This window comes from Lentimicrobiaceae bacterium (genome assembly GCA_023227965.1).
In the GTDB taxonomy this organism is placed as follows: Bacteria; Bacteroidota; Bacteroidia; order Bacteroidales; family JALOCA01; genus JALOCA01.
Genome location: JALOCA010000023.1, coordinates 16667 through 40007 on the forward strand (window position 1 = coordinate 16667; position 23341 = coordinate 40007).

Sequence of the window (23341 nt, forward strand, 5' to 3'; positions counted from 1 at the left end):
AAATAAAACATATTACCATGAAAAAACATTTATTCTTTTACATTTACATTTTATTGATTTCTCTCTCTCTTTCTGCTTTTTGTACAGTAGTTCCTGAAAAAAATAATCAGGGAATATATTACAGGGTATTAATCCCAACCGGGAAAATTAAAAATGAACTTCCCATTTTAAAACCTTTGCCGGAAAGCGATCCCCGTTTTGCAAAAGCCAGATATTTGTTTGAAAATACTTTTGTTAGTGAGTCAGTGGGTTTATATCAATTATTACAGCAATATCTTGTAAATAACGGGGAAAAGAAGGAAACAGAACCGGCTTACCTTCTTCTTTCAGGCAGGCAGGGCGGATTTCCGATGCTTGGCTTTTATCTTGAAGAAAATGGAAAGATTTCAGATAAAAGTAAAACCTGGTATGTGGATATGGTAAGTCTTGATAAAGATTTTGCAACATTGAATTCGATGACGCAAATTTATCCGCACGAAATGGGGCATATATTTTTCGGTTTGCTTATGCCAAAAGCGCAGGAAAACTATAATGCTTTTTCTGCCGACATTCATTATTTCAGTGTAACGACCAATTATCTTACTGCTTTTACCGAAGGTTTTGCTGAACATTTTGAAAACGCTTCACGCCTTTATGAACAGAATAAAACAGTAAAGATCGGCATTGAAAAAGATGCCAAATTAATTTCGGAACGTTCACCCAAAAGAGTGAAGGGCTTGGATAAGGATTTTCGTTATTCGCTACGTTTGGGCTATTACCGTGCTGGATTGTTACTTTGGTATCAGCAATACGAAGATTATAAACGTTACCAGTGGGCAATGAATGCAGATGTGTTTCATCAGAATAAGGAATTGAATTCCGGAAATATAGAAAAAGACATGCTTTACCGCAACACAGGGCTTGGATATGATGAAACGAGGTTCCGCAATCCAGCACAATTGGCTTCCAATGAAGGAGTGATCAATACATTCTTTACTCATTTGCTGCAAAGCGATTTAAAAAACAAATACCTTGCACCTGCCTTCTATGTTCCTTTTTTAGAAAATAATGATGCAATAGAACTTATCCCTCAAAAGGTTTTTTCACCTATGCAAAATTATTACTTGAAACTCTTTACCGTATTGCATCGCCAAATGAATCATCCAACAGGTGACACATCTTTTTTGCAGCTATTCGCCGTGGCATGGGAACGACAGTTTCCGGAAGATAAAAAAACTATTGAAAAAGTTTATCAACAGGTTTGCGGAAAAGCTTTTTCGGTTCAGCCTATGTCTGAAATATGGCTGATGAACGAAAAACACAAACATAATTGCCTTGTAATGGATCAATATGGTGGCAATATGACGCCGTTTTATACCTTTAACCTGAATACTGCCGAAGAAATAGATTTGTTAACTTTCTCAGGAATAACAAAAACAGAGGCTGCTGCAATTATTGCTTTTCGCGAAAAATGCAAAGGCTTTACATCCACCAGCGATATAAAGCAAACCCCCGGAATTTCTTTAAATACAATAAAAACACTTACTCATGCATATGAATTACTAAGTAAACCGCAAAAAGATGATGAAGACGGCGGACTAAACATCAGAAATATTTTTATTGCCAATGGAGGACATATCTTGTTGGTGGGTTTTCTTTATTTCATCATTTTCTGGATAATTTTCTTTCTGCTGTTTCTTCGGAGAAAGTATTCTATCCGCAAAATTATTCTTATTTCGATACAGAAATTCCTTAAATTTTACCTGTTATTGATTGCCGGACTGGTTTGTTTTATGTTTTCGGCAATGCCGATATGGTTGTTTCTTACTGCGCTGGCAATTATTCTTCTTACCGACTGGCTAAAATCACGTAAAGAACCTGTAAAACTTTGCGAAATACTTTTTACTACTATTTTTATGGGCATCATGATTATTTATTCCTTAATTTAGCTTCGTTTTAAAAACCAAAACTTTTTGTTCTTTGTGTAATTCTTGGTGCTCTTTGTAATTATTTTTAAAACTTATTAAACCGCTAAGCACCTTTAGTTTGCACTAAGTACTTGAATTCAGGAAGGGAAAAAATACTATTAACAAATAAAATAATTACTTATGAAATCTTCAGAAATCATTCTTCATATTCGCAATTATTGCCGCGAAAATGCCGACCCGGCTATTGTATTGAAATACTCACGTTATTTTAAGGAAGGATATGATGCATACGGACTTACGCATGAAAAGACCTTAGCAGAAACAGATTATATTTTTGAAAATAATAAACATTTAACACAGCAGGATATATTGCTTTTGGGAAAAGAATTGTTTGCTTCGGGCAAATATGAAGAAGGTTCTATTGCAATGTTGCTTCTGATGAAATTTAAGAAACAGTTTTCTTCGCTTACGTTGGAAGGTGTGGGCGAATGGTTTAACGGAGGCATAAATAATTGGGGGCATACCGATTTTATGTCGGGAGAAGTATTGGGAGAAATGCTGTTGAAAAAAGCGATCAATTATACCGATTTTTCCGGATGGATTACTTCCAAATACCGTTTTAAACGTCGTGCAGTGCCTGTTTCACTGATAAAACCTGTTAAAAATGGAATGGAAATACCCCTATTACTATCGTTTATCGAACCATTGATGATGGATAACGAGAGAGTGGTTCATCAGGGTGTAGGTTGGCTTTTGCGCGAAGCCTGGAAAAGAAATCCGAAACCAGTAGAAGATTTTTTACATAAATGGAAACATAGTGCCGCCCGCCTGATTTATCAATATGCAACTGAAAAAATGACTCCCGAAAAGAAACAGGAATTTAAAAGGCCAAAATAGTTTTATTTTTTAGAAAGCTTGATTTCCAATATATTATAATTAATCCGTTTTATTCGCGTCTTAATTAACTTGTGTCTTATAAAACATAAATCGTTAATTTTGCATTTGGATTAATTCATATAAAAATATGGAACTGACAATTGTAAATGTCATTCAGGCTATGCTTGCCCCTGGTATAATGATTTCCGCTTGCGGACTGTTGCTGCTCGGCATGAATAATAAATATTCCCTGGTGGTAAACCGCATCCGCCAGTTGGACGACGAAAAACGAAAACTTACTACCCATCCGAAAAACGAAAATTTGCATCCCGACGAGCAGCAACGGCTCGAAAACGTTACATTACAAATCAATCATTTTGCCCACAGAGTGATGCTGGTTAAAAATGCAGTGATTGCATATTCAGTTGCAGTGGCATTTTTTATTATATCTTCCTTACTGATTGGTTTGCAATTTAAACTCAGCGATGAATGGATTTCGCAACTTGCAATCTTTGCTTTTCTTGCCGGGATGATTTCGGTATTAATCGGTATTTTGTTTGCAGCCCAGGAAATAAGAAAAGGGTACCAGATTGTTAAAATAGAAATCAGCAGCCTTTAATTTTTATCTTTGCTAAAATAACCACGACCTATGCAGCCCGTTCCTAATTCCACATTATTTCTTGATGCATTTACAGAGATAGAACAGAAGCTAAAAGAAATATGTCGCGAACGGAGACATATTGCTTTCCTCGAATTGCTGCGAAGGGCGCAGGGATTCAATCGTATTGTAAGTAAATTTGCTCCCGATTTACGCGAGTTTGCCGAATTGCGAAATGCCATCACACATACACGTCGCGAAAACTTTGTAATTGCCGAGCCCCACGACGAAGTAGTAAAACTGATCCGCCAAATCCGCGATTTGCTATACGATCCGCCACGGGTGAGTTTACTTGCTTCTCCAAAACCTTATTATGCCACTCCTGGTACATCTATCCGCGAAGTTTTGGAAACATTTGCTATTCGTGATTTTATTCGCTGTCCGGTTATTGACAAAAACACCATCGTTTGCCTGCTTACCGCCAAAACACTTACCCGTTGGGTCGCTTCCAACTTCAACGATTTGGAATCATTGCGAAATGCACGCGTATCCGATGTGATGCGCTTTTCCGAAAGGCAAGATTTTGCCATTGCTGGCAGAGAGACAGATTTGTTTGAAGTGCTCGATTTGTTTAAAAGGGCTTTACGTACAGGTATGCATCTGCAGGCTGTTATTATCACCGCCAACGGTAAACCCGACGGTACACTGCTCGGAATAATCACCCCCAGCGATTTACCGCGGATAGTTGAAATTACTGCGGGAAAATAAAACTATTGACCTTTGAATAATTTTAACAGAAACTCACTAACAAACTTTATCAGGAGTAAGATGATGAACTTTTTACTCCGTTCTATTGATTTATCTTACTTGTTTGCAATCAACAAATCCACAATCTTGTCGAGCAAACCCACATTAGCAGTAACAAAAGTTTTTCCGGCTTCTTCCAATGCGTGCATATTTTCCGATGTCGCCAGGTCCATTTGGCTACTTGCTGTGCCTACGGTAGGTTCCAGTCGGTAATAGTCGGCTTGATCTGGTGGTTTAATGGTATCAAACATCTGATTCAACTCGTAATGTACTGTTTCTGCATTGCTCGACATCAAAATATTGATGATTGGTAGTGCCCAATAGGCAGCACCCCATTTTTTTACCTTATTATAATTATAAGGGTCGCTGTGAGTGCCTGTACCAATAGATATCATTATCATGTTTTTTGCATTGGGATAATCCGGCTTATCAGGGCGGTTAAATATTTTGCTGAACTCTGTAGTTCTAGCTTCAGCGTATGCACACATTGCAGGATTGTTGGCAAATACACCACCATCAATCATATAGAGTGGCGCTCCAAACAATGATTCTATTTTAACAGGTTTAAAATAAGTAGGTGCTGCCGAGGTGGAGCGAGCAATATCGCGCATATGGTAATTGAATATGTCGCTTTTTATGGTATCTGTTTTATTGAAAAAAACAGTTTTGCGTTGAACGATGTCGTAGGCAGTAACCAGGCAGGGTTTAAGAGCATCTTTCAACATAACATTTTTAAGATAAGATTTCAGAATACGTTCAATGTTAATTACCGGGTATTTTGCACCTAGCAGCCCAAATAAAGTACGTAATTTATACCACCAAGATCTGCTGAAAATTATACCACCATTTTTCAGATAAAGATCAACGGCTTCAGAAGCAGTAAACAAGGGTCTGCCATCTGCACTGGGAGTAATATACATACAGGTAAGAATGCCACCCGTGCTGGTTCCTGCAAGCAGGTCGAAATAATCGCAAAGGCGAGCCTGTGCACCTTCTTTTTCCTGGAGCTTCTGTTCCAGGTAGGCTAAGATGACACCTGGAAGTATCCCCCGGATACCTCCACCGTCAATAGATAGGATGGTGATTTTTTTTGACATGGTTGAAAATATTTGAATGGTTAAAAAAAGATGTTAAATAAACAATTGGCTATAGTTTTTTTGTAAAAAAATAAGAATAACCAATTTGCAATTGCATAAAGTTATCGCTGGTATAATAACTCCTGTTTAGTTCAGCTCGAAAATAAAATTCATTAGTATCATTTGGCCGAAAGTAGCCTAACAAATAAGGAGAATAAAATGATAAATATCTTTTACCGTTTTCCTGTATAATTTTATTTTCATTTGCCCATATTCTAAAATTTTGAATTTTAAAACCATATGAAAGTCCCCATCTGCTATCCGGCATAAAATTGACTCTCAGCTCAAAGAAATGATTAAATGAATTGTAATTTGTAATTACGTTTTCATACGTTGAATCGTTGGTTCTATTTTTATTTTCAAATCCCGTTCTGTATATAAAAATTCCATAATTAAATTCGAAATGAGCTTTAAATCGTGGAATAACAATATCTATAACGTTTAATGTAGTTCCAATAGATCTGTTTGCATACTTATAAATATCTAATGTATTAATATTATTTGCAGTATCCCATAATAAAGCTAAATTTTTATTATCATTATCCAATTTGGAGAATAGCAATTTGGGTTCAGTATACCTAAGAAGGCTTATCCAACTACTATAATTACAATTTAAAAAGATAGGTTTAGATATTTCAGTTTGAATCAGTCCATTCGGTTCACTTTTGCTAAATCCAACAAAATCGCTGAAAACCTTAATTTTTATCAATTTTGAAGTAGGCTCTTTAAAAAAAACAGTTTCAATAGTGTCTGATTCTTCCTGTTTAAAATTTATTGAATATACTCCATCTGCCGGACTATAGTCCATTGATTTATAACCTAAATTTGGAACATAATTCATGAATTCGGATAAATCAAACAGGTATATTTTAGCATCTTTTTTGGAATTTACATTGTATAATGGACTTTTATAAAGTTTAGAATAATTTCTTTTTGTTGAAAATGGAATTGTATATGTATTTGTAAAATCAATCGGGCACCCATTAATATTCCCGGAAATATAAATATTAGAAAGTGAGCCATCACTAACCTCTAATTGTAAATATTTAATTTTATATTTTATGGAGTGGCATGATTTATTATATTTTAAGATTTCTTTTTGATCTCTCCGCGGACGTAAAAAACTTCTGCCTAATTTATAATATTTTATACTATTTACATTTTCCTTTTTATATTTTTTTTCAAAATGAGATGTATTAAATCTTTGGCAATATTTATTTGCAAGCCTATCAAATGTATTGTTTTTATCAAGATATAAATCTGTAACATCATATACAGATACATTTTTATAAGCATATAGGATTCCTGATTTTATAATTTCATCATTTTTTAACATACTATAATTAAATAGAATATTAATCCAAAGTTTACTAATATCATCATCATTTACACTTATACCAAGTTCTTTTATGTGTGATTTAAATAATTCTCTGAAAAGAATACCATCTTGATCTATGGTATTCATTTCAAATGAAATTTCATTTTTTTCTATACTAAAATAACTTAAATAATAGTTTATTTGTTTTTTTAATTCTATTATTAATCCAATATCAGGTAAGGGGTTAATAGTATCTTTCACCTTTTTAAGTGAGTCATATATAGATTTATATTGAGATTCTATATCTTTATTTTGCTTTTTAATTGCATCAATTACGAATCCGACATATTTATAAATTTCCAAATTAACTTCATATTCTTTATTACTATTAATTTCATTTAATAATTTTGTAATTGAATCTGAAATTTTGTTTGATTTATCTATTTTATCTTCTTCTCCTTTTTTTATTGTAAATAAACATACTGGGTTATTATTCCCATTTTTATAATTTGTAAAATACTTAGCCTTTATTTCATAGCTATTTGAATCTTTATCTTTAAAGCTACTTTTAAAGAAATATTCCTGAGCAAAAGAATGAATTACACATATCCATAATGCTGTAAATAAGTATATCTTTTTCATAAGTTTTTTAAATAAAATATTGTCTATTTTTTTAACCTTTCAACTTCCGTTTTAAAATATTTTCAAGCTTTTTTCCTTAACGGGCTTGCTTTTTGCAATAAATCATACCAGAACGGAGCACCGAGTGTTACTGCAAAAGCAGTAAGAATAATTCCGGCAATTTTCAATCCCCATGCGACAATAATTTCAAGATATGAGCCTTTGGGGCAAAGTGTATTGTCGTTGTACCAACCCACAGGAATAGGAAGTTTTTGCAATTCCTTTTTTATTTCTTTCATTTCGCCCAAAAGAGGTTTGCGTGCTTTCTTCGTCGTACTGTCATTTTCGATTGGCTGTGCGTTCATTAATTCCTTATGTTGTTCGGCAACTATGGGAGCCATAATGCTTATCATTTCTGCATTTTGAGTAGCAATGTTTTTGTTTTGCCACAATTGTTCTGTAATTCTGATGGTATCAATGTTTCCTACAATGGCAATCGCTATTGCAACAGAGAAAGAACATTTTTTTGCGTAAGAAGAAAACCAGCCTTTTACCCTGTCCATCGAATTGTTAAAAATAGATTCTATTTCGGCTAAAAGCTCTTCCGTTTTTATTCCTGGATAAGCAATCAGTATAGAAAGAATAGAATAAAGTTCCCCTTTGTTTTCCTTCTGGTTAATGATTTTTGAAAGAGTTTCAATGTCAGTTTTTCCCTTTCCAATCACACTGAGTAACGCCAATGCAAAATTTTTGGCAGGTATGGTGCTGGGAAATGTTTTCGGACTTTTTTTCAACGAAGTGATAAAAGGAGATTGCAACACTTTGGGCGCAATTTCTGCCCATTCTTCATCGAAAAAAAGGTTTTCCATCGCCTTTTTAAGTTTTATTGCCTTTTTGTGTAAAAATGAAAACCCCATTTCATTAACACCGGTAATAATCATAGCCAACAGAAAATAAACAAAAATTAGTGTGATGGCTATGTCGAGAATTTGTGAATTGAACATGGCTGAATGTATTAGTTAAAAAAATCCGTGAATTAGTATTGGCAATCTGCCGGAAACCTGTAACAGGATGTATTCTTTGCTTAGTTGTAATTTTCCCCCATTTTCCATTTTGTTTACCCTTTCGTAGCTTTTTAGCTTCCGATATATAAATCGGACTATGTAATAGCCTAATATACTTTCGTTTTGCCCCCTAAAGGCAAAGCCTCCAAAATCCTGTCTGATTTTTCACGCTCCCCAACGTGAGTACCCGTCGTTACCTGAAAAAGTGGGTTTTATTGGCAAAAAGGGATTGAAAAAGTTATACTCGATACAGAAATCGAACCCACAATTCAACGACGGAAAAACTAAGCTAAGGTAAGAAAAATTTTGTTTTGAATAGAAGCTGAAAAAAATAAAAAATAATATTACTTCCGGTGAAAGGGTAATAAATTTTGTTTCCCAACAGACAAATGTATTGTCTTAATTATAATGACAATAAAAAATTGAGAGTATCAACCCCATCGGCGTAATCCCATAACTCCGGCTCCTGGGCTGTGCCAAAAGGAATTGCCCCCGGATAATTTCCTACTATACATTGAATGTCATCACGGCGTTGGGCAATCGTTGTTTCCACCTCCGAAAGATTGTTGTAAACAGAATAATGTACTACCGACACTGCACTTTGTAATGTATTTTCTGGGCGGAAAAGCAGAATGCCAGTATCATAGTGCGCAATATTATTCATGATAAACAAAGATTTATGATAGTCGTAATTATTTCTGAATTTATTATGATCGATACAATAGCGAAAGGGAGCAATAGCATCTGATAACGGTTGGAAAGAATAGTTTTCAGGAACATATACAAAAGAAACACTGCGACAACCTAAGCCAAAATAAGTCAGCATATCGTTTCCCAATTTTTTGAGTTTGTCCGGCATTTCGTTCCCGGTAAGTATGGCTACGGAATTCCTGTTTTTCCGGATGATATTTGGATATTTTCCGAAATAATATTCGAAGTATCTCGAAGAATTATTACTTCCGGTGGCAATCACCGCATTAAAACCTGCAAGCTTATTTTCTGCAAATTCTATCTTTCCGGCAAAAGAAGGCTCTGCATCTATCAAAATCTGCGAAAGCACTGGCAGTAATTTATCATCGTTGGAGGACAACTTAATCAATGCTTTATGTCCGCTTACGAGTACACATAAAAAATCATGAAAACCTACCAGAGGAATATTCCCAGCCATCACGAGTGCAACTGTTTTTTGATCTTTAGATAAATTCAGTTTGTTGCGATAAGGGAGAAGCCAATGTTCCGTTTTGCTTTCTTCGAGAGAATTTCCGATGGAATGCAATGCTTTCAGGATATTTTCCCGGGTAAACCAGGGATTAAGATTACAGCTTTGCTGTATCGCTTCTTCCAGCTTTATAACATTTTCTTTAATAGCGTATCCACCCATTCCATCCGGAAAAGATTTCAAAAATTTCCCCAATAAATTAAATGCGTGTATTTGGGTTGCTGTTGTCATTTACTTTCCTAAATTTGTTGCTTAAAAGATTGTAAAATTACTACAAAAAATAATTGAAACTTATTTTAATAAACAACTTAAAATCATATTTTTATGAAAAAACATAATTTTAATGCCGGACCATCTATTCTTCCGAGAATAGCCATTGAAAACACAGCAAAAGCCGTTTTAGATTTGAACGGAATAGGAATGTCAATCCTGGAAATTTCGCATCGAAGCAAAGATTTTCAGGCAGTGATTGATGAAGCCGTAGCTTTATTTAAAGAAATGTTGAATATTCCTGATAATTATCACGTTTTGTTTCTTGGAGGCGGTGCAAGCCTTCAGTTTTGCATGGTTCCTTTTAACCTTTTGAATAAGAAAGCAGCTTACCTGGAAACAGGTGTTTGGGCAAAAAAAGCATTGAAAGAAGCTAAATTGTTTGGTGAAGTAGTTACTGTTGCTTCTTCTTCCGATAAGAACTTCAATTACATTCCTAAAGGCTGGACTATTCCTGCCGATGCTGATTATTTCCACATCACAACCAACAATACCATTTACGGAACCGAAATCCGCGAAGATTTCGACAGCCCTGTTACCTTAGTTGCCGATATGTCATCAGACATCCTGAGCCGTCCGGTGGACGTTTCCAAATACGGAATGATTTATGGCGGTGCACAGAAAAACCTGGGACCTGCAGGCGTTACCTTTGTAATTATTCGCGACGACATCCTCGGAAAAGTAGAACGCGCTATCCCAACCATGCTCGACTACCGTACGCATATTAAGGAAGGTTCGATGTTCAACACACCTCCGTGCTTGCCAATTTTCACCGTTAAAGAAACTTTAAAATGGATCAAAGAATTAGGCGGTGTAAAAGTGATGGAAGAAATGAACAAGAAAAAAGCCAACCTGCTTTATGATGCTATCGACAACAGCAAAATGTTTGTTGGAACCGTTGAAAAAGACAGTCGTTCGCGCATGAATATCTGCTTTGTGATGAAAGAACAATACAAAGACAAAGAAGAAGCTTTCATGGAATTTGCCAAAGGCAAAGGCATGGTAGGCATCAAAGGACATCGTTCCGTTGGCGGTTTCCGCGCTTCATGCTACAACGCACTTTCTATCGAAAGCGTTCAGGCATTGATTGATGCTATGCACGAATTTGAAAAAGCTAACGCATAAACCTCACCCCCTTACTCCCCCTCTCTAATGGAGAGGGGGCTGGGAGGAGAGGTGATAATTAAATTATAAAATCATGAAAAAAATATTAGTTGCAACCGAAAAACCCTTTGCAAAAGTTGCCGTGGACGGCATCCGCAAAGTAGTGGAAGCTGCCGGCTACGAACTGGTACTTCTGGAAAGTTATAAAAGCAAAGCCGAATTGCTTGGCGCTGTTGCCAATGCCGATGCTATGATTGTTCGCAGCGACATTGTTGACCGCGAAGTTGTAGAGGCTGCCAAAAATCTGAAGATTGTTGTACGTGCCGGTGCCGGTTACGATAACCTCGATTTGGCTGCATGTACTGAAAAAGGCATCGTTGCCATGAATACTCCCGGACAAAACTCTAATGCCGTTGCCGAACTGGCACTTGGCATGATGGTTTTTATGGCTCGCGGAATGTACAATGGCAAATCAGGAAGTGAATTAAAAGGTAAAAAATTAGGTATTCAGGCTTACGGCGCCGTTGGTCGTCTTGTAGCCAAAATTGCCAAAGGTTTTGGTATGGAAATCTATGCTTTCGATCCATTCGTTTCCAAAGAAGCCATTGAAAAAGATGGTGTTCATTGCATCGAAAAATTGGAAGATTTGTACAGCACCTGTCAGTATGTTTCGTTACATATCCCGGCAACTGCCGAAACAAAGAAATCAATCAACTTCAATCTTCTTTCAAGAATGCCTAAAGGTGCCGTATTGGTAAATACTGCCCGTAAGGAAGTTATCAACGAAGAAGAATTGCTGAAGATGTTTGCCGAACGTCCCGACTTTAAATACCTAAGCGATATTGAACCGGAATGCAAAGCCGAAATCGCCGAAAAATATGCCGGACGCTACTTCTTTACCCCCAAGAAAATGGGTGCCCAGACCGAAGAAGCCAACATCAATGCAGGCATTGCTGCCGCAAACCAGATTGCTGATTTCTTTACTACCGGAAATAAAAAATTCCAATTAAATAAATAAACTACCCCTCCCTGACCCTCCCCGAGTATTCGGGGAGGGAACTTCGGGATGGCGGAATCAATCAGATACTTTTTATCTGAAATCTCAAATTTTAAATCTTAACTTAAAAAATGGCTATACTAAAACCTTTTAAAGGACTGCGTCCTCCAAAAAAAATCGTAAAAGAACTTGCTTCACGTCCTTACGACGTACTTAATTCTGCCGAAGCACGCGTGGAAGCCGGTGGAAACGACTATTCGCTTCTGCACATCATAAAACCTGAAATTGATCTTCCTGTTGGCATTGACGAACACGACGAAGCTGTTTACAACAAGGCAAAAGAAAACTTTGAAAAATTCCAGAAAAACAACTGGTTGGTACAGGACAATGAAGAATGCCTTTATATTTATGCCCAGACCATGAACGGCAAAACCCAGTACGGGATTGTCGGCTGTGCCGGTGTGCAGGATTATATGAACGGTATCATAAAAAAACATGAACTTACCCGTAAGGACAAGGAAGAAGACCGCATGAAACATGTACGCATCACCAATGCCAACATGGAACCGGTATTTTTTACTTATCCCAACGTTAAGGAAATAGATGAAATTGTTGCTAAGTTTGTTAAGGAAAATGAACCGGAATATGATTTCACTTCCGTAGATGGCTTTGGACATCATTTCTGGGTAATCCGTGACAAGACTCTCGTACAGCGCATCGTTGACTTATTTGCTAAAGTACCTTATACTTATGTTGCCGACGGACATCACCGTACTGCTGCCGCTGCTTTGGTTGGAAACGAAAAGAAAAGCAATAATCCAAATCACACCGGTAACGAAGAATATAACTTCTTCCTTGCCGTACATTTTCCTGCCGACCAGTTAACAATCATTGATTACAACCGCGTGGTGAAAGACCTGAACGGACTGTCAAATGCCGATTTCTTAGCCAAACTTGGCAAAGTTTTCGATATTACCGAAAAAGGCAACGAAATTTACAAACCCTGCTGCCTGCATAATTTCAGCATGTATATTGATGGAAAATGGTACAGCATGACTGCCAAACCTGGAACCTTCAACGACAACGATCCGATAGGTGTGCTGGATGTTACCATACTTTCCAAATTAGTTTTAGACGATGTATTAGGCATCAAAGACCTGCGTACCGACAAACGTATTGACTTTGTTGGTGGAATCCGCGGCTTGGGCGAACTGAAAAAACGGGTGGACAGCAACGAAATGAAGGTTGCTTTTGCATTGTATCCGGTTTCTATGAAGCAGTTAATCAACATTGCTGATACCGGTAACATCATGCCACCAAAAACTACCTGGTTCGAGCCCAAACTTCGGAGCGGTTTAGTTGTTCATAAACTTGATTAAGCGATGAGTTTGGAGCTAGGAGCTATGAGCATATATATCCATAGCTCCTAACTCCCGGCTCCAAGCTAAACTAATTGCAGATTTGAGATTTAAAATTAAAAAGTATGGATGCCGCAGAATTAGTTCTCAAAACCTTAAAGGATGCCGGAGTGCCCATGAAATCCGGTGAAGTTGCCGAAAAAGCTGGCATTGACAAAGCGGAAGTGGATAAGATCATCAAGAAACTGAAAAAAGAAGAAAAGATCATTTCGCCTAAAATGTGCTTTTACCAAGCAAAGTAAACCACAAACACATCCCGCTGAAGGATGTAAACACTGAAACAACCTCTGTTATTTATTGTAGCAGGGGTTGTTTTGTTTTAATTTAAAAACCACGGAGGTACGGATATCACTGAAAAATGTTTAATGATTATTTGATACCCTACCTAAACAAATTTATTAATAAAAAATTCTTTGCGCCTATTTGCGAAGAACTCAGCGTATTCTTTGCGGTTAAATTTTTATTGCAAAGTTTGGAAAGAAATGCACAAAGAACCGCAAAGCCTGTCTTGTTGAAGAAATAACGTATCATACGGCGGGGAATTCAACTTATAAAGATTAAATTATTACAATATGTAATAATAGTTGAAATATTTCATAAATTTAACCATTTAATTAAATAGATTAATTAAATCATATAATTAATCTAAATGATTGATTTTTTGTTAACAAACTTTTTTCTGTATAAAATGCATATGATAAGCTTTTTGAAAAAAAATGTTTCAAATTAGGTTTAAGCGGATACGGGGATTTAAAAACGTCATTCAATGAGATAAAATTTTACAGAGAAAAACTAAAAAATACTTTTGTAAAAAATATTTACTGAGAACTGCAATGAAAAAGATGAACTATTTGAATTTATTTTTAATACTCCTTTTTTTCAACTTTACAAGCTGCGAAGATACTTTTCAATACAGCCCCTATGTTTCTATTGATAAGCTGAAATATAGAGAGTTAAATAATAAAAACTATAATGAAATAAAAAATAGCATTCAGAATCAGGATACATTTGCCTTTACTATAATCAGCGATAGCCATGCCTATTATGATGATTTTTATGGAGCCATTAATACTCTGAATAGAAACGTAGAAAGTGCTTTTACCATTCATACTGGTGATTTTTCTGATTGCGGATTGTTATGGGAATACAATAATAATTTCAAAATCATTGAAAAATTAAATAAGCCCTATTTAGTTGTTATTGGAAATCATGACTATTTATCTAATGGCTCTGATATTTATAATCATTATTTTGGAAAGAAAAATTTTTCCATAAGGATAGGGAAAAATAAGCTGGTATTTTTTGATGATATTGTTTGGGAAAGTATTATCCATCATCCAGATTTTGAATGGTTAGAAAATGAAATTTCTTCTACTGGAAGTGATACAAACGTATTTGTAGTAACCCATATTCCTCCCTGGACAGACCAGTTAGTCGGAGAAAAAGAAGAAATCTTCAGAAAAATGATGGCTGCCCATGATGTAAAAGCGGTTTTTTGCGGGCATGAACATAACTTTGAAATGAAAGATTATTACCAGGACAGCGTAATTTATGCAATTAGCGGTAGTGTTTGCAAACGTAATTATCTTCAGGTAAATATAACGGGAAAGACTTTTAATATAAAATGTATTAAATTTTGAAACAATATAAATACACATTAAAATTATTGCTTGGTTTTTCTTTGATACTATTATCTTTTAATTGTTATTCAGGCAAAGAAGTGAGTACGGAAAAAGTTTCCAGAGAAAACACTTTTTCGTTGATACCTGATTATCTTAAGCTACAATATGCTGGTAATATAGGTTATGGCTCAATTGGAATAGGTTATTTCTGGCAGAAAGACCATGCTCAAACCGAAATTTTTTATGGTTTTGTACCTTCTTGGGCTGGTGGAAATAATATTCGAACAGTAGCTATAAAAAATATGGCCAATCTTTTTGTTTTTCGCCCTGGTAGTAATATCCTTATCAAACAACAGGTTGGTTTTTCCACTAATTTTGCTTTTACCAAAAAAACCTATTTTGAACTGCCTGATTATTATCCAGATAATTACTATTCCACTAATGCAATTCATTTTATGCCGTTCCTTTCACAGGAATGTATAATTTATTTTAAAAAATACTGTTTCGTAAAAAAAGTAGGTTTTTATTCCGAATGTAGTGCCGTGGATACCTATTTATATCAAAGCCTGAAATATAAACAGATAAAATTTTCGGATGCCTGGAGCCTTGCTTTGGGAGCAGTTATTTCTTTTTAGTCTCAAAATATCTTATCTGATTAAAATATTTTTCTTATAAATATATAATGACAACTATTGCTACATGTAATATATATTTATCTTTGCAAAGTCCATTAAATCTATCAGTTTACTGTACATTAAGTATAATTTAATTAAAAAAAATATATATGATTAAAAAATATATTTCAATTGTATTGGCATCCATAGTTATTGGTATGACATTTATATTGTTTATTCGTTGTGGTTCAGGCGGAAATTCAAAAAATGAAGGCACCGGCAAAGAATTAAAAGGAAGAATAAGCATTTCCGGTGCGTTTGCCCTTTATCCTCTGACTGTAAAATGGGCAGAAGAGTTTCAGAAAATTCATCCGGATGTTAAAATTGATATTTCTGCCGGAGGTGCCGGTAAAGGAATGACAGATGCTCTTTCTCAAATGGTTGACTTGGGTATGTATTCTAAAGAAGTGAGTAAGGAAGAGCAGAAAAAAGGCGCCTGGTGGATTGCTGTTACCAAAGATGCTGTTTTGCCAACCATTAATGCAAAAAACCCACTCATTAAAGATATTCTCAGTAAAGGGATTACGAAAACTCAATTTTCAGATATTTACATCACAGGCAAAATAAAAACCTGGGGACAATTATACGGTAATGCAAGTAGTGTAAAATCCAAAATAAATATTTTTAACCGTTCGGATGCATGCGGAGCTGCCGAAATGTGGGGCAAATATCTTGGCAAAAACCAGGAAAGCCTTTTAGGAATCGGCATTTATGGCGATCCGGGTATTGCAGAAGAAGTAAAAAAAGACCCTTTATCCATTGGATTTAATAATGTTATCTATGCCTACGACATCAATACACGTAAAAAATATGTAGGCTTGGAAATTTTGCCAATTGATATAAACGAAAACGGGAAATTAGACCCCGAAGAAAATTTCTATAGCAATTTGGATAGCATTATGAATGCCATTAAAACAGGGAAATATCCTTCTCCTCCGGCTCGCGACCTTTATTTTGTATCCAAGGGTAAACCAACAAACCCTTTAGTTGTTGAATTTATACATTGGATTCTTACCGATGGCCAAAAATTTGTTAACGAAGCTGGTTATGTGGACTTCCCAGAGGAAAAGCTCAACAAAGAGTTACAGAAAATAAGTAATTAAAAAGTGCGAAGATTTTCCGTCAAACGGCATTTACGAAATACCCTTCATAGCTACTGGATGATTATCTGCTTGATTTTGCTGATAATCATTCCTATTTTATTAGGTATCGGGCTATACCTGAAATCCAAAATGCTGCTCGATAATCACCCTTTGTACCAATTGTTGTTTTCCAGTGAATGGAAACCACTAAGCGGAAAATTTGGATTTCTTTCATTCATCATCAGCTCGTTGTGGGTAACAATCCTGGCTTTGCTCATTTCCGGGCCAATTTGCCTGCTCACCTCCATTCACCTTACACAATATGCAAAAAAAAGGGTTTTGCGGTTGATGCATCCTGTAATTGATATACTTGCCGGCATTCCATCGGTAATTTATGGTGTATGGGGTATTTTAGTCATAGTTCCTTTTATTTCAGACTATTTAGCACCCATGATGGGAAAACAAACAACCGGTTTCAGCATCCTTGCTGGTGCTCTGGTTTTATCGGTAATGATCATTCCTTTCATGTTGAACATCTTGATTGAAGTTTTTAGTACTATTCCTGAAGAGCTTAGCGAAGCATCGCTCTCATTGGGAGCCACCAAATGGCAAACCATTAAGTTCGTATTACTTAAAAAGGCTTTCCCTGGAATAATTTCGGCGCTTGGCTTAGGGCTTTCGCGAGCTTTTGGTGAAACCATAGCAGTTTTAATGGTAGTAGGCAACGTTACCACCATTCCAAAAGGATTGTTCCAACCGGGCTATCCTTTACCTGCCCTCATCGCAAATAATTATGGCGAAATGCTTTCCATCCCCATGTACGATTCGGCATTGATGCTGGCTGCACTGGTGCTGTTTGTTATCATCATCTTTTTCAACTTTGCTTCGCGCATTGCCATCATAAATATAGAAAAAAACGACTAACCTATGTTGCAGCAATTCAGACATACAGAAGAAAAGATTTTCAGGATAATCATGTTTTTATCTACCAGCGTGATAATACTGGCACTTGCCCTGATCATTTTCAGCGTTTTGTATAAAGGTTTGCCTTCTTTAAGCTGGGAGATGATTAGCCAGAAGCCTAAAGGCGGATTTTATTTTGGTAAAGAAGGTGGTATCCTGAATGCCATTGTAGGCTCGCTATACTTAGCCATAGGCTCTACATTTCTGGCATTTATCATCGGCTTGCCAGTAGCCCTTTACATGAATATTCATCTTGTAAAGAGAAAAAAACTGGCAAACACCCTTCGCTTCTTCTTAGATGTAATGTGGGGTGTTCCATCCATCGTTTACGGAGCATTCGGCTTTACGCTGATGATTTTTTTCGGAATAAAGACTTCGCTGCTTGCAGGTATCATAACCGTAACCCTTTTTATCATCCCTATTATGGTACGTGCGATGGACGAAGTATTGAAAACCATTCCAATGGGATTACAGGAAGCATCTTTGTCGCTTGGCTCCACCAAATCAGAAACGGCATACCGGGTCTTTTTTCGTCAGGCTTATAGCGGAATGGTAACTGCCATTCTTCTTTCTTTCGGAAGAGCCATAGGTGATGCCGCTGCGGTACTTTTTACCACGGGATACACCGACAATATCCCTACCGGGTTAAACCAACCTACTGCCACACTGCCACTTTCCATATTTTTCCAACTTGGGTCTCCTTTGGAAGAAGTCAGGGACAGAGCTTTTGCTTCAGCAGTGGTACTTACATTTATTATACTTGTAATAAGCATATTAGCCAGATTTTTTTCCCGCCGGTACCAAAAGCATAAAATTAATTTTTAACAATGGGCAATCCTTCAAAAATCAAAATACAAAACCTTGATTTGTTTATCGGGAAGCAGCAAATATTGAAAAATATCAATGCCGAAATTCCTGAAAAAAAAATTACGGTGATACTTGGTCCTTCGGGATGCGGCAAAACCACTTTGTTAAAGTGTATGAACCGCCTCACAGATTTGTATCCTGACATCAAAGTGAAAGGCAATGTTTTTATTGATGACATTGACGTGCTGAATACAAACGAAGATATCACCCGAATAAGGCAAAAAATGGGCTTGCTTTCGCAAAGGCCTTATCCACTGCCAATGAACATTTACAAAAATGTAGCTTACGGACTGCGCATCAGCGGAAGGCTGAACAAAAACATTTTAGATAAAAGGGTAGAAAACTATCTTCGACAGGCAAACCTGTGGGAAGAAGTGAAAGACAGGCTAAAAGACCCTGCTTCCAAACTTTCTATCGGGCAGCAGCAGCGGCTTTGCCTTGCACGCGGACTTGCCGTTGATCCGGAAATCATTCTTGCCGACGAACCTACCTCTGCACTTGATCCCATTTCAAGCACAGTAATTGAGGAGAAATTTGTGGAACTGAAACAAAATTACACCATCGTAATGGTTACTCACGTGCTGAGACAGGCAAAACGTATCGCCGACAACGTGGTATTTATGTACATGGGCGAAGTTATTGAGCAGGGAACTGCCGGGGAAGTGTTTGAAAACCCCAAGGAAGAAATCACAAAACAATACCTTAAAGGCATTTTTAATTAATTTCTATGTACAAAACACATTGACTATGAAATTTAAAACTTTTACTCTAATTTTAATTGCTTTGCTTGCGAATACAGCACTTAGAGCCCAATTTGTTCTTGATGGCGAATTGCGTCCCCGCGCCGAACTGCGCGACGGATATAAAAAACTGCCAACTTCCGAAACCGATTTTGCCGCACTGGTTACCCAGCGTACCCGGCTAAATTTCAAATTTAATTATCAAAAATATTCCGGAAAAATTACGGTTCAGGATGTAAGAATCTGGGGAGACGAAAAGCTGAAACAGGATAATCCTTCTCTTGGCGTGTACGAAGCATGGGTGGAGCTTCCGGTTTACGATAGCATCTCTATAAAAATCGGTCGTCAGGAACTGGTTTACGACAACGAGCGACTTTTGAGCAACAACAACTGGCAGCAACAGGCACAAACCCACGATGCTTTATTGCTGAAATACAAACGCAACGGCTGGCAAATTGATTTTGGTACGGCTTTTAACCAGGCAAAGGACACCGTTTATTCCACCGATTATTCTTTAAAAAGTATTAAAGGCAATTATAAAACACTCAATTTTTTGTGGATTACCAAAAAGATTAATAACCTAAAATTATCCGCCATAGGCATTGCCGATGGTTTTCAGAAAGCCGGAACAACCAACACCAATTATGTTCGTTTAACTTATGGTGGCGTTGCCGATTACAAAGTTAAAAAATTTGGTGCTGCCATACGTGCTTTCTGCCAGTCGGGTAAAGATGTAACCGGTGTAAATATCGCTGCTTTTTATGTAAATCCGGAAATATATTATTCTCCAATTAAAGAGTTTACATTAAATCCTGGTATTGAAGTCATCTCAGGTAAGGATGGTAAGGATGCAGATAATGAAGATGTAAACTGTTTTTCCACCCTTTATGGAACCGGCCATTCTTTCGACGGGCACATGGATTATTTTACCGATATGCCCAAACATACCAAAGGTGCCGGGCTGATAGACGCATACCTGAAACTTACGTGTAAACTTTCCGCAAAGTCAACTTTCAAAACCGATTTCCATTACTTTGCCTTAGAAAACAATTATTTGGATGCCGGAAAATCTATTGATAAATATTTAGGAACCGAGGCAGATATGTCATTGAAAGTAGATTTTTCCAGAGAAGTAAGTCTGCAGATAGGCTATTCAGCCATGCTTGCCGGTAAGTCTATGGAAACCATTATTGGTGGTGATTCCAGCCGCATTGGCAACTGGGGTTGGACAATGCTTACCATTAAGCCAACCTTGTTTTCTTTAAAATAGGACAAAATTTTTTACTGAAATAAAAATAGCTTTTCGGGCATCCGGTAAGCTATTTTTTTTGACAAACATTATAATCTAAGAATGGCTTGCAACTTTACGTCGAAGTCGGGTTATAAATTAGTCTGAACTTGAAACAAATTATTGAAAATATTTCTGGAAATGAGCCCCTACTGCGGAGCAATGTCCTGAAAAGTTTTGGAAGCTAATCCAACTGCGGAGTAACAGAATAAGCTGCCGTAAAATGTGCTGTGTATTGCAATTGCATTATTCAACCCTTCCCGGGTACCCTTCCAGTGCTTCTTTCAAACATTTTACCGCATTTTTAAGGTCTTCTTTTTTAAGAACGTACGCAATACGGACTTCGTTTTTGCCCAAACCGGGTGTGGCATAAAAGCCTGTAGCAGGGGCAAGCATCACTGTTTGATTTTCGAAATTGAAGTCTTCGAGCAACCATTGACAAAACTTGTCAGAATCATCAATAGGCAAGCCAATAATGGTATAAAACGCGCCTTTAGGCATGGGTGCAACAACGCCTTTAATTTTATTTAATTCGGCGATAACAAAATTTCTGCGTGCAATATATTCGTTATATACTTCATTGAAATATTCAGGAGGAGTTTGCAAAGATGCCTCCCCAGCCACCTGCCCGAGAGAAGGCGGGCTTAAACGAGCCTGTGCATACTTCAGGGCAGCACCCATCAGGCATTTGTTTTTGGAAATCAAAGCGCCTATACGAACGCCACATTCACTGTAACGTTTGGATACCGAATCTACCAAAACCACATTTTCAGCAATACCGTCAAGCTTCATCACCGAAAAATGTGTGGTACCATCATAGCAAAATTCGCGGTAAACCTCATCGGCAAACAAATAGAGGTCGTATTTTAAAACAAGCAGCCTAAGCTGCTCCAATTCTTCTTTTGAGTACAGGTATCCCGTAGGATTATTTGGGTTGCAAACGAGAATCGCCTTTGTTTTCGGGGTTATTTTCTTTTCAAACTCGACGATGGGAGGCAGAGCGAAACCATTTTCAATATTTGAAGTGATGGGAATTACTTTTATGCCCGATTGTATAGCAAAACCATTGTAATTTGTATAAAACGGCTCGGGAATAATTACTTCATCCCCAGGATTTAGACAACACATCATTGCAAAAATAAGCGCTTCAGAACCCCCGGTGGTAATTATAATATCATCATATTCAATATTTATTCCAATCTTTTGGTAATACCCGGCAAGTTTACGGCGGTAGGACTCATTGCCCGCCGAGTGGCTGTATTCTATCACACGCTGGTCGAATGTTCTTATAGCCTGAATAGCAACTTCTGGCGTTTTAATATCAGGCTGTCCTATATTAAGATGGTAAACTTTTATCCCCCTTTTCTTGGCAGCTTCTGCAAAAGGAACAAGTTTTCGGATAGGTGAAGCTGGCATTACATGAGCACGTTCGGAAATTTTTGGCATAACTATTTATTTTGAAATATGATTACAGAGTTAATGATCGGCAAAATTAGTAACTTTTTTTACTAAGAATAGTAATTTGTAGAAATAAAAAAGCCCGTTGTATTAACGGGCTAAAATATATTTACTACATAAAGCTAAGTTTATTTTGCAACAGGCATAGTCCCTTTGTTAACATCTTTAATCGGGGCTTGGGTGGTGTTTTTGTCTACCACTTCACCTTGAATTTTCAGTACAATGGTTGAGTTTTTTGCATTGGAAACCACTGTTACTTGTTTGGCAAATTTTCCCGTTCGTTTTGTATCATACTTAACTTTAATCACATCCGATTTCCTGGGTAAAATAGGTTTACGAGGCCATTCGGGAATAGTGCAACCACAGGAAGAAGTAACACTTGTAAGAACCAGGGGTTCTTTTCCTGTGTTTTTAAATTCAAATTCACAGTTTCCATCACCTTCCTGCAAAATGGTTCCATAATCATGAACAATCTTGTTAAAGGAAATTTCGGGCGCATTTTTATCAGGTGCCTGATTCTTAACTGGCTCCTGGGCAAAAGCAAACGAAAACACTAACAGCAAAATAGTGGTAAGAACAATAAGTTTTTTCATAAGATAATTATTATTAGTATTTTATGTAAATTTTAACACACAGCAACAAAAATAAAAAAAAATATAGCTTGTAGGTAATATTTTTTATTTTTTTAACAAATTTTATACCGAAAGCCTATATAAAAGAAATATTTCGTAACTTAATTTTAATACTTTTGCAGCGTACAATGGACGTTAATGCTTAGCAGATCAAAATTAATATTTGTTTTAATTGCCTTATTTTTAGTTTTTAGCATGTGCTGCCCCTGTAAAAAGGGATCAGTTACAAAAGCTGGCAATGTTACGGGTGTAGCTGCATTACCCCACACAATTATCTATAAAACAAAGGGTGAATACAGCATTCTGGTTCCGGTCATACTTTCTGAAGACAAAAAAGAAATAGTATCTTTTCCGGGTGTTAACGATGTGTATTATCAGGGTAAATTGGCCTTACCCACGCTTCTATCTAATAGTTTCTGGCTTGACAACCGTGGAATTAATGAGAATGTCGCATTCATAAGTTTAACGTATTTACAATATAGCCAGTTAAAAATTACTCCTACTGGCAAGGAACTTTATCGCCTGATAATTGATAAAAATCCTCTTTTGCAGATGTATGACTGTGGTTTGAAAACAAAAATTACTATCGAACAAATAAATAATGCCATTGAAAAAGGTGATTTTTCTGCTTTTAAACGGTTAAAATAAACATTGTTAGAAATAACTTGTTTTTGAAATTT

22 protein-coding genes are annotated in these 23341 nt (G+C 36.6%); 16 read left to right on the plus strand and 6 right to left on the minus strand.

The features are described from left to right. The first annotated feature begins 17 nt into the window (after positions 1-17). The 4 genes from M0R21_08820 (at position 18) to M0R21_08835 (ending at position 4149) form a co-directional block, all read left to right on the plus strand. Complete coding sequence (locus tag M0R21_08820) at positions 18-1928, plus strand: helix-hairpin-helix domain-containing protein (GenBank protein ID MCK9617921.1); 1911 nt, start codon at positions 18-20, stop codon at positions 1926-1928. A gap of 159 nt (positions 1929-2087) precedes the next feature. Beyond that, positions 2088-2804 (plus strand): DNA alkylation repair protein, encoded by a 717-nt coding sequence (locus tag M0R21_08825; protein MCK9617922.1) that lies wholly within the window; start codon positions 2088-2090, stop codon positions 2802-2804. A 127-nt stretch (positions 2805-2931) separates the two neighbouring features. Next, positions 2932-3402: a DUF2721 domain-containing protein gene (locus tag M0R21_08830; protein MCK9617923.1), complete on the plus strand. Its 471-nt coding sequence runs from the start codon at positions 2932-2934 to the stop codon at positions 3400-3402. Between the two features lie 30 nt (positions 3403-3432). Continuing rightward, a complete protein-coding gene (locus M0R21_08835) occupies positions 3433-4149 on the plus strand; it encodes a CBS domain-containing protein (protein MCK9617924.1) in 717 nt (238 codons plus the stop codon). A 95-nt stretch (positions 4150-4244) separates the two neighbouring features. Here the strand turns inward: M0R21_08835 and M0R21_08840 are convergent, their stop codons facing one another. The 4 genes from M0R21_08840 to M0R21_08855 all read right to left on the minus strand — a co-directional run bounded on the left by M0R21_08840 (position 4245) and on the right by M0R21_08855 (position 9729). Next, entirely contained in the window at positions 4245-5285 is a 1041-nt protein-coding gene (locus M0R21_08840; GenBank protein MCK9617925.1) for a patatin-like phospholipase family protein, read from the minus strand. A gap of 49 nt (positions 5286-5334) precedes the next feature. After that, positions 5335-7284: a hypothetical protein gene (locus M0R21_08845; GenBank protein MCK9617926.1), complete on the minus strand. Its 1950-nt coding sequence runs from the start codon at positions 7282-7284 to the stop codon at positions 5335-5337. A gap of 62 nt (positions 7285-7346) precedes the next feature. Beyond that, a complete protein-coding gene (locus M0R21_08850) occupies positions 7347-8267 on the minus strand; it encodes a hypothetical protein (protein MCK9617927.1) in 921 nt (306 codons plus the stop codon). A 463-nt stretch (positions 8268-8730) separates the two neighbouring features. Beyond that, on the minus strand, positions 8731-9729 hold the full coding sequence (locus tag M0R21_08855; protein MCK9617928.1) for a hypothetical protein: 999 nt from the start codon (positions 9727-9729) through the stop codon (positions 8731-8733). Between the two features lie 141 nt (positions 9730-9870). Here M0R21_08855 and serC point away from each other — a divergent pair, with 141 nt between their 5' ends. From serC to M0R21_08910, 11 genes are all read left to right on the plus strand, one after another. Beyond that, positions 9871-10941: a 3-phosphoserine/phosphohydroxythreonine transaminase gene (serC, locus tag M0R21_08860; GenBank protein MCK9617929.1), complete on the plus strand. Its 1071-nt coding sequence runs from the start codon at positions 9871-9873 to the stop codon at positions 10939-10941. Positions 10942-11014: 73 nt separating this feature from the next. After that, positions 11015-11938 carry a 3-phosphoglycerate dehydrogenase gene (locus M0R21_08865; GenBank protein MCK9617930.1) on the plus strand — a complete coding sequence of 308 codons (924 nt, stop codon included), beginning with the start codon at positions 11015-11017 and terminating at the stop codon, positions 11936-11938. 110 nt (positions 11939-12048) lie between these two features. After that, complete coding sequence (locus M0R21_08870) at positions 12049-13296, plus strand: DUF1015 domain-containing protein (protein ID MCK9617931.1); 1248 nt, start codon at positions 12049-12051, stop codon at positions 13294-13296. A gap of 104 nt (positions 13297-13400) precedes the next feature. Beyond that, on the plus strand, positions 13401-13577 hold the full coding sequence (locus tag M0R21_08875) for a MarR family transcriptional regulator (protein ID MCK9617932.1): 177 nt from the start codon (positions 13401-13403) through the stop codon (positions 13575-13577). A gap of 600 nt (positions 13578-14177) precedes the next feature. Further along, complete coding sequence (locus M0R21_08880) at positions 14178-14975, plus strand: metallophosphoesterase (GenBank protein ID MCK9617933.1); 798 nt, start codon at positions 14178-14180, stop codon at positions 14973-14975. Then, positions 14972-15592 carry a hypothetical protein gene (locus M0R21_08885; protein MCK9617934.1) on the plus strand — a complete coding sequence of 207 codons (621 nt, stop codon included), beginning with the start codon at positions 14972-14974 and terminating at the stop codon, positions 15590-15592. The genes M0R21_08880 and M0R21_08885 overlap by 4 nt, the downstream gene beginning before the upstream one ends. Positions 15593-15741: 149 nt before the next feature. Continuing rightward, the gene (locus M0R21_08890; protein ID MCK9617935.1) at positions 15742-16734 is read left to right on the plus strand and encodes a PstS family phosphate ABC transporter substrate-binding protein; all 993 of its coding nucleotides are present in this window, start codon (positions 15742-15744) and stop codon (positions 16732-16734) included. Positions 16735-16737: 3 nt separating this feature from the next. Next, positions 16738-17637 (plus strand): phosphate ABC transporter permease subunit PstC, encoded by a 900-nt coding sequence (gene pstC, locus M0R21_08895; GenBank protein ID MCK9617936.1) that lies wholly within the window; start codon positions 16738-16740, stop codon positions 17635-17637. Positions 17638-17640: 3 nt separating this feature from the next. Next, positions 17641-18501, plus strand: coding sequence for a phosphate ABC transporter permease PstA (pstA, locus tag M0R21_08900; protein MCK9617937.1), 861 nt, complete (start codon positions 17641-17643; stop codon positions 18499-18501). Positions 18502-18503: 2 nt separating this feature from the next. Beyond that, positions 18504-19265, plus strand: a complete 762-nt coding sequence (locus M0R21_08905) for a phosphate ABC transporter ATP-binding protein (GenBank protein ID MCK9617938.1) — start codon at positions 18504-18506, stop codon at positions 19263-19265. 25 nt (positions 19266-19290) lie between these two features. Then, a complete protein-coding gene (locus M0R21_08910) occupies positions 19291-20553 on the plus strand; it encodes an alginate export family protein (protein MCK9617939.1) in 1263 nt (420 codons plus the stop codon). A 264-nt stretch (positions 20554-20817) separates the two neighbouring features. On the opposite strand, the gene M0R21_08915 is transcribed toward M0R21_08910, so the two are convergent. Then, positions 20818-22017: a pyridoxal phosphate-dependent aminotransferase gene (locus M0R21_08915; GenBank protein ID MCK9617940.1), complete on the minus strand. Its 1200-nt coding sequence runs from the start codon at positions 22015-22017 to the stop codon at positions 20818-20820. 140 nt (positions 22018-22157) lie between these two features. Then, a complete protein-coding gene (locus M0R21_08920; GenBank protein ID MCK9617941.1) occupies positions 22158-22622 on the minus strand; it encodes a DUF1573 domain-containing protein in 465 nt (154 codons plus the stop codon). A 177-nt stretch (positions 22623-22799) separates the two neighbouring features. Here M0R21_08920 and M0R21_08925 point away from each other — a divergent pair, with 177 nt between their 5' ends. Beyond that, positions 22800-23309 (plus strand): hypothetical protein, encoded by a 510-nt coding sequence (locus M0R21_08925; GenBank protein ID MCK9617942.1) that lies wholly within the window; start codon positions 22800-22802, stop codon positions 23307-23309. Positions 23310-23341: the final 32 nt, after the last annotated feature.

Coding starts and splice junctions, on each gene's coding strand:
- M0R21_08820 (MCK9617921.1), top strand. CDS start 18: ATGAAAAAACATTTATTCTTTTACATTTACATTTTATTGATTTCTCTC.
- M0R21_08825 (MCK9617922.1), top strand. CDS start 2,088: ATGAAATCTTCAGAAATCATTCTTCATATTCGCAATTATTGCCGCGAA.
- M0R21_08830 (MCK9617923.1), top strand. CDS start 2,932: ATGGAACTGACAATTGTAAATGTCATTCAGGCTATGCTTGCCCCTGGT.
- M0R21_08835 (MCK9617924.1), top strand. CDS start 3,433: ATGCAGCCCGTTCCTAATTCCACATTATTTCTTGATGCATTTACAGAG.
- M0R21_08840 (MCK9617925.1), bottom strand. CDS start 5,285: ATGTCAAAAAAAATCACCATCCTATCTATTGACGGTGGAGGTATCCGG.
- M0R21_08845 (MCK9617926.1), bottom strand. CDS start 7,284: ATGAAAAAGATATACTTATTTACAGCATTATGGATATGTGTAATTCAT.
- M0R21_08850 (MCK9617927.1), bottom strand. CDS start 8,267: ATGTTCAATTCACAAATTCTCGACATAGCCATCACACTAATTTTTGTT.
- serC (MCK9617929.1), top strand. CDS start 9,871: ATGAAAAAACATAATTTTAATGCCGGACCATCTATTCTTCCGAGAATA.
- M0R21_08865 (MCK9617930.1), top strand. CDS start 11,015: ATGAAAAAAATATTAGTTGCAACCGAAAAACCCTTTGCAAAAGTTGCC.
- M0R21_08870 (MCK9617931.1), top strand. CDS start 12,049: ATGGCTATACTAAAACCTTTTAAAGGACTGCGTCCTCCAAAAAAAATC.
- M0R21_08875 (MCK9617932.1), top strand. CDS start 13,401: ATGGATGCCGCAGAATTAGTTCTCAAAACCTTAAAGGATGCCGGAGTG.
- M0R21_08880 (MCK9617933.1), top strand. CDS start 14,178: ATGAACTATTTGAATTTATTTTTAATACTCCTTTTTTTCAACTTTACA.
- M0R21_08890 (MCK9617935.1), top strand. CDS start 15,742: ATGATTAAAAAATATATTTCAATTGTATTGGCATCCATAGTTATTGGT.
- pstA (MCK9617937.1), top strand. CDS start 17,641: ATGTTGCAGCAATTCAGACATACAGAAGAAAAGATTTTCAGGATAATC.
- M0R21_08905 (MCK9617938.1), top strand. CDS start 18,504: ATGGGCAATCCTTCAAAAATCAAAATACAAAACCTTGATTTGTTTATC.
- M0R21_08910 (MCK9617939.1), top strand. CDS start 19,291: ATGAAATTTAAAACTTTTACTCTAATTTTAATTGCTTTGCTTGCGAAT.
- M0R21_08915 (MCK9617940.1), bottom strand. CDS start 22,017: ATGCCAAAAATTTCCGAACGTGCTCATGTAATGCCAGCTTCACCTATC.
- M0R21_08920 (MCK9617941.1), bottom strand. CDS start 22,622: ATGAAAAAACTTATTGTTCTTACCACTATTTTGCTGTTAGTGTTTTCG.
- M0R21_08925 (MCK9617942.1), top strand. CDS start 22,800: ATGCTTAGCAGATCAAAATTAATATTTGTTTTAATTGCCTTATTTTTA.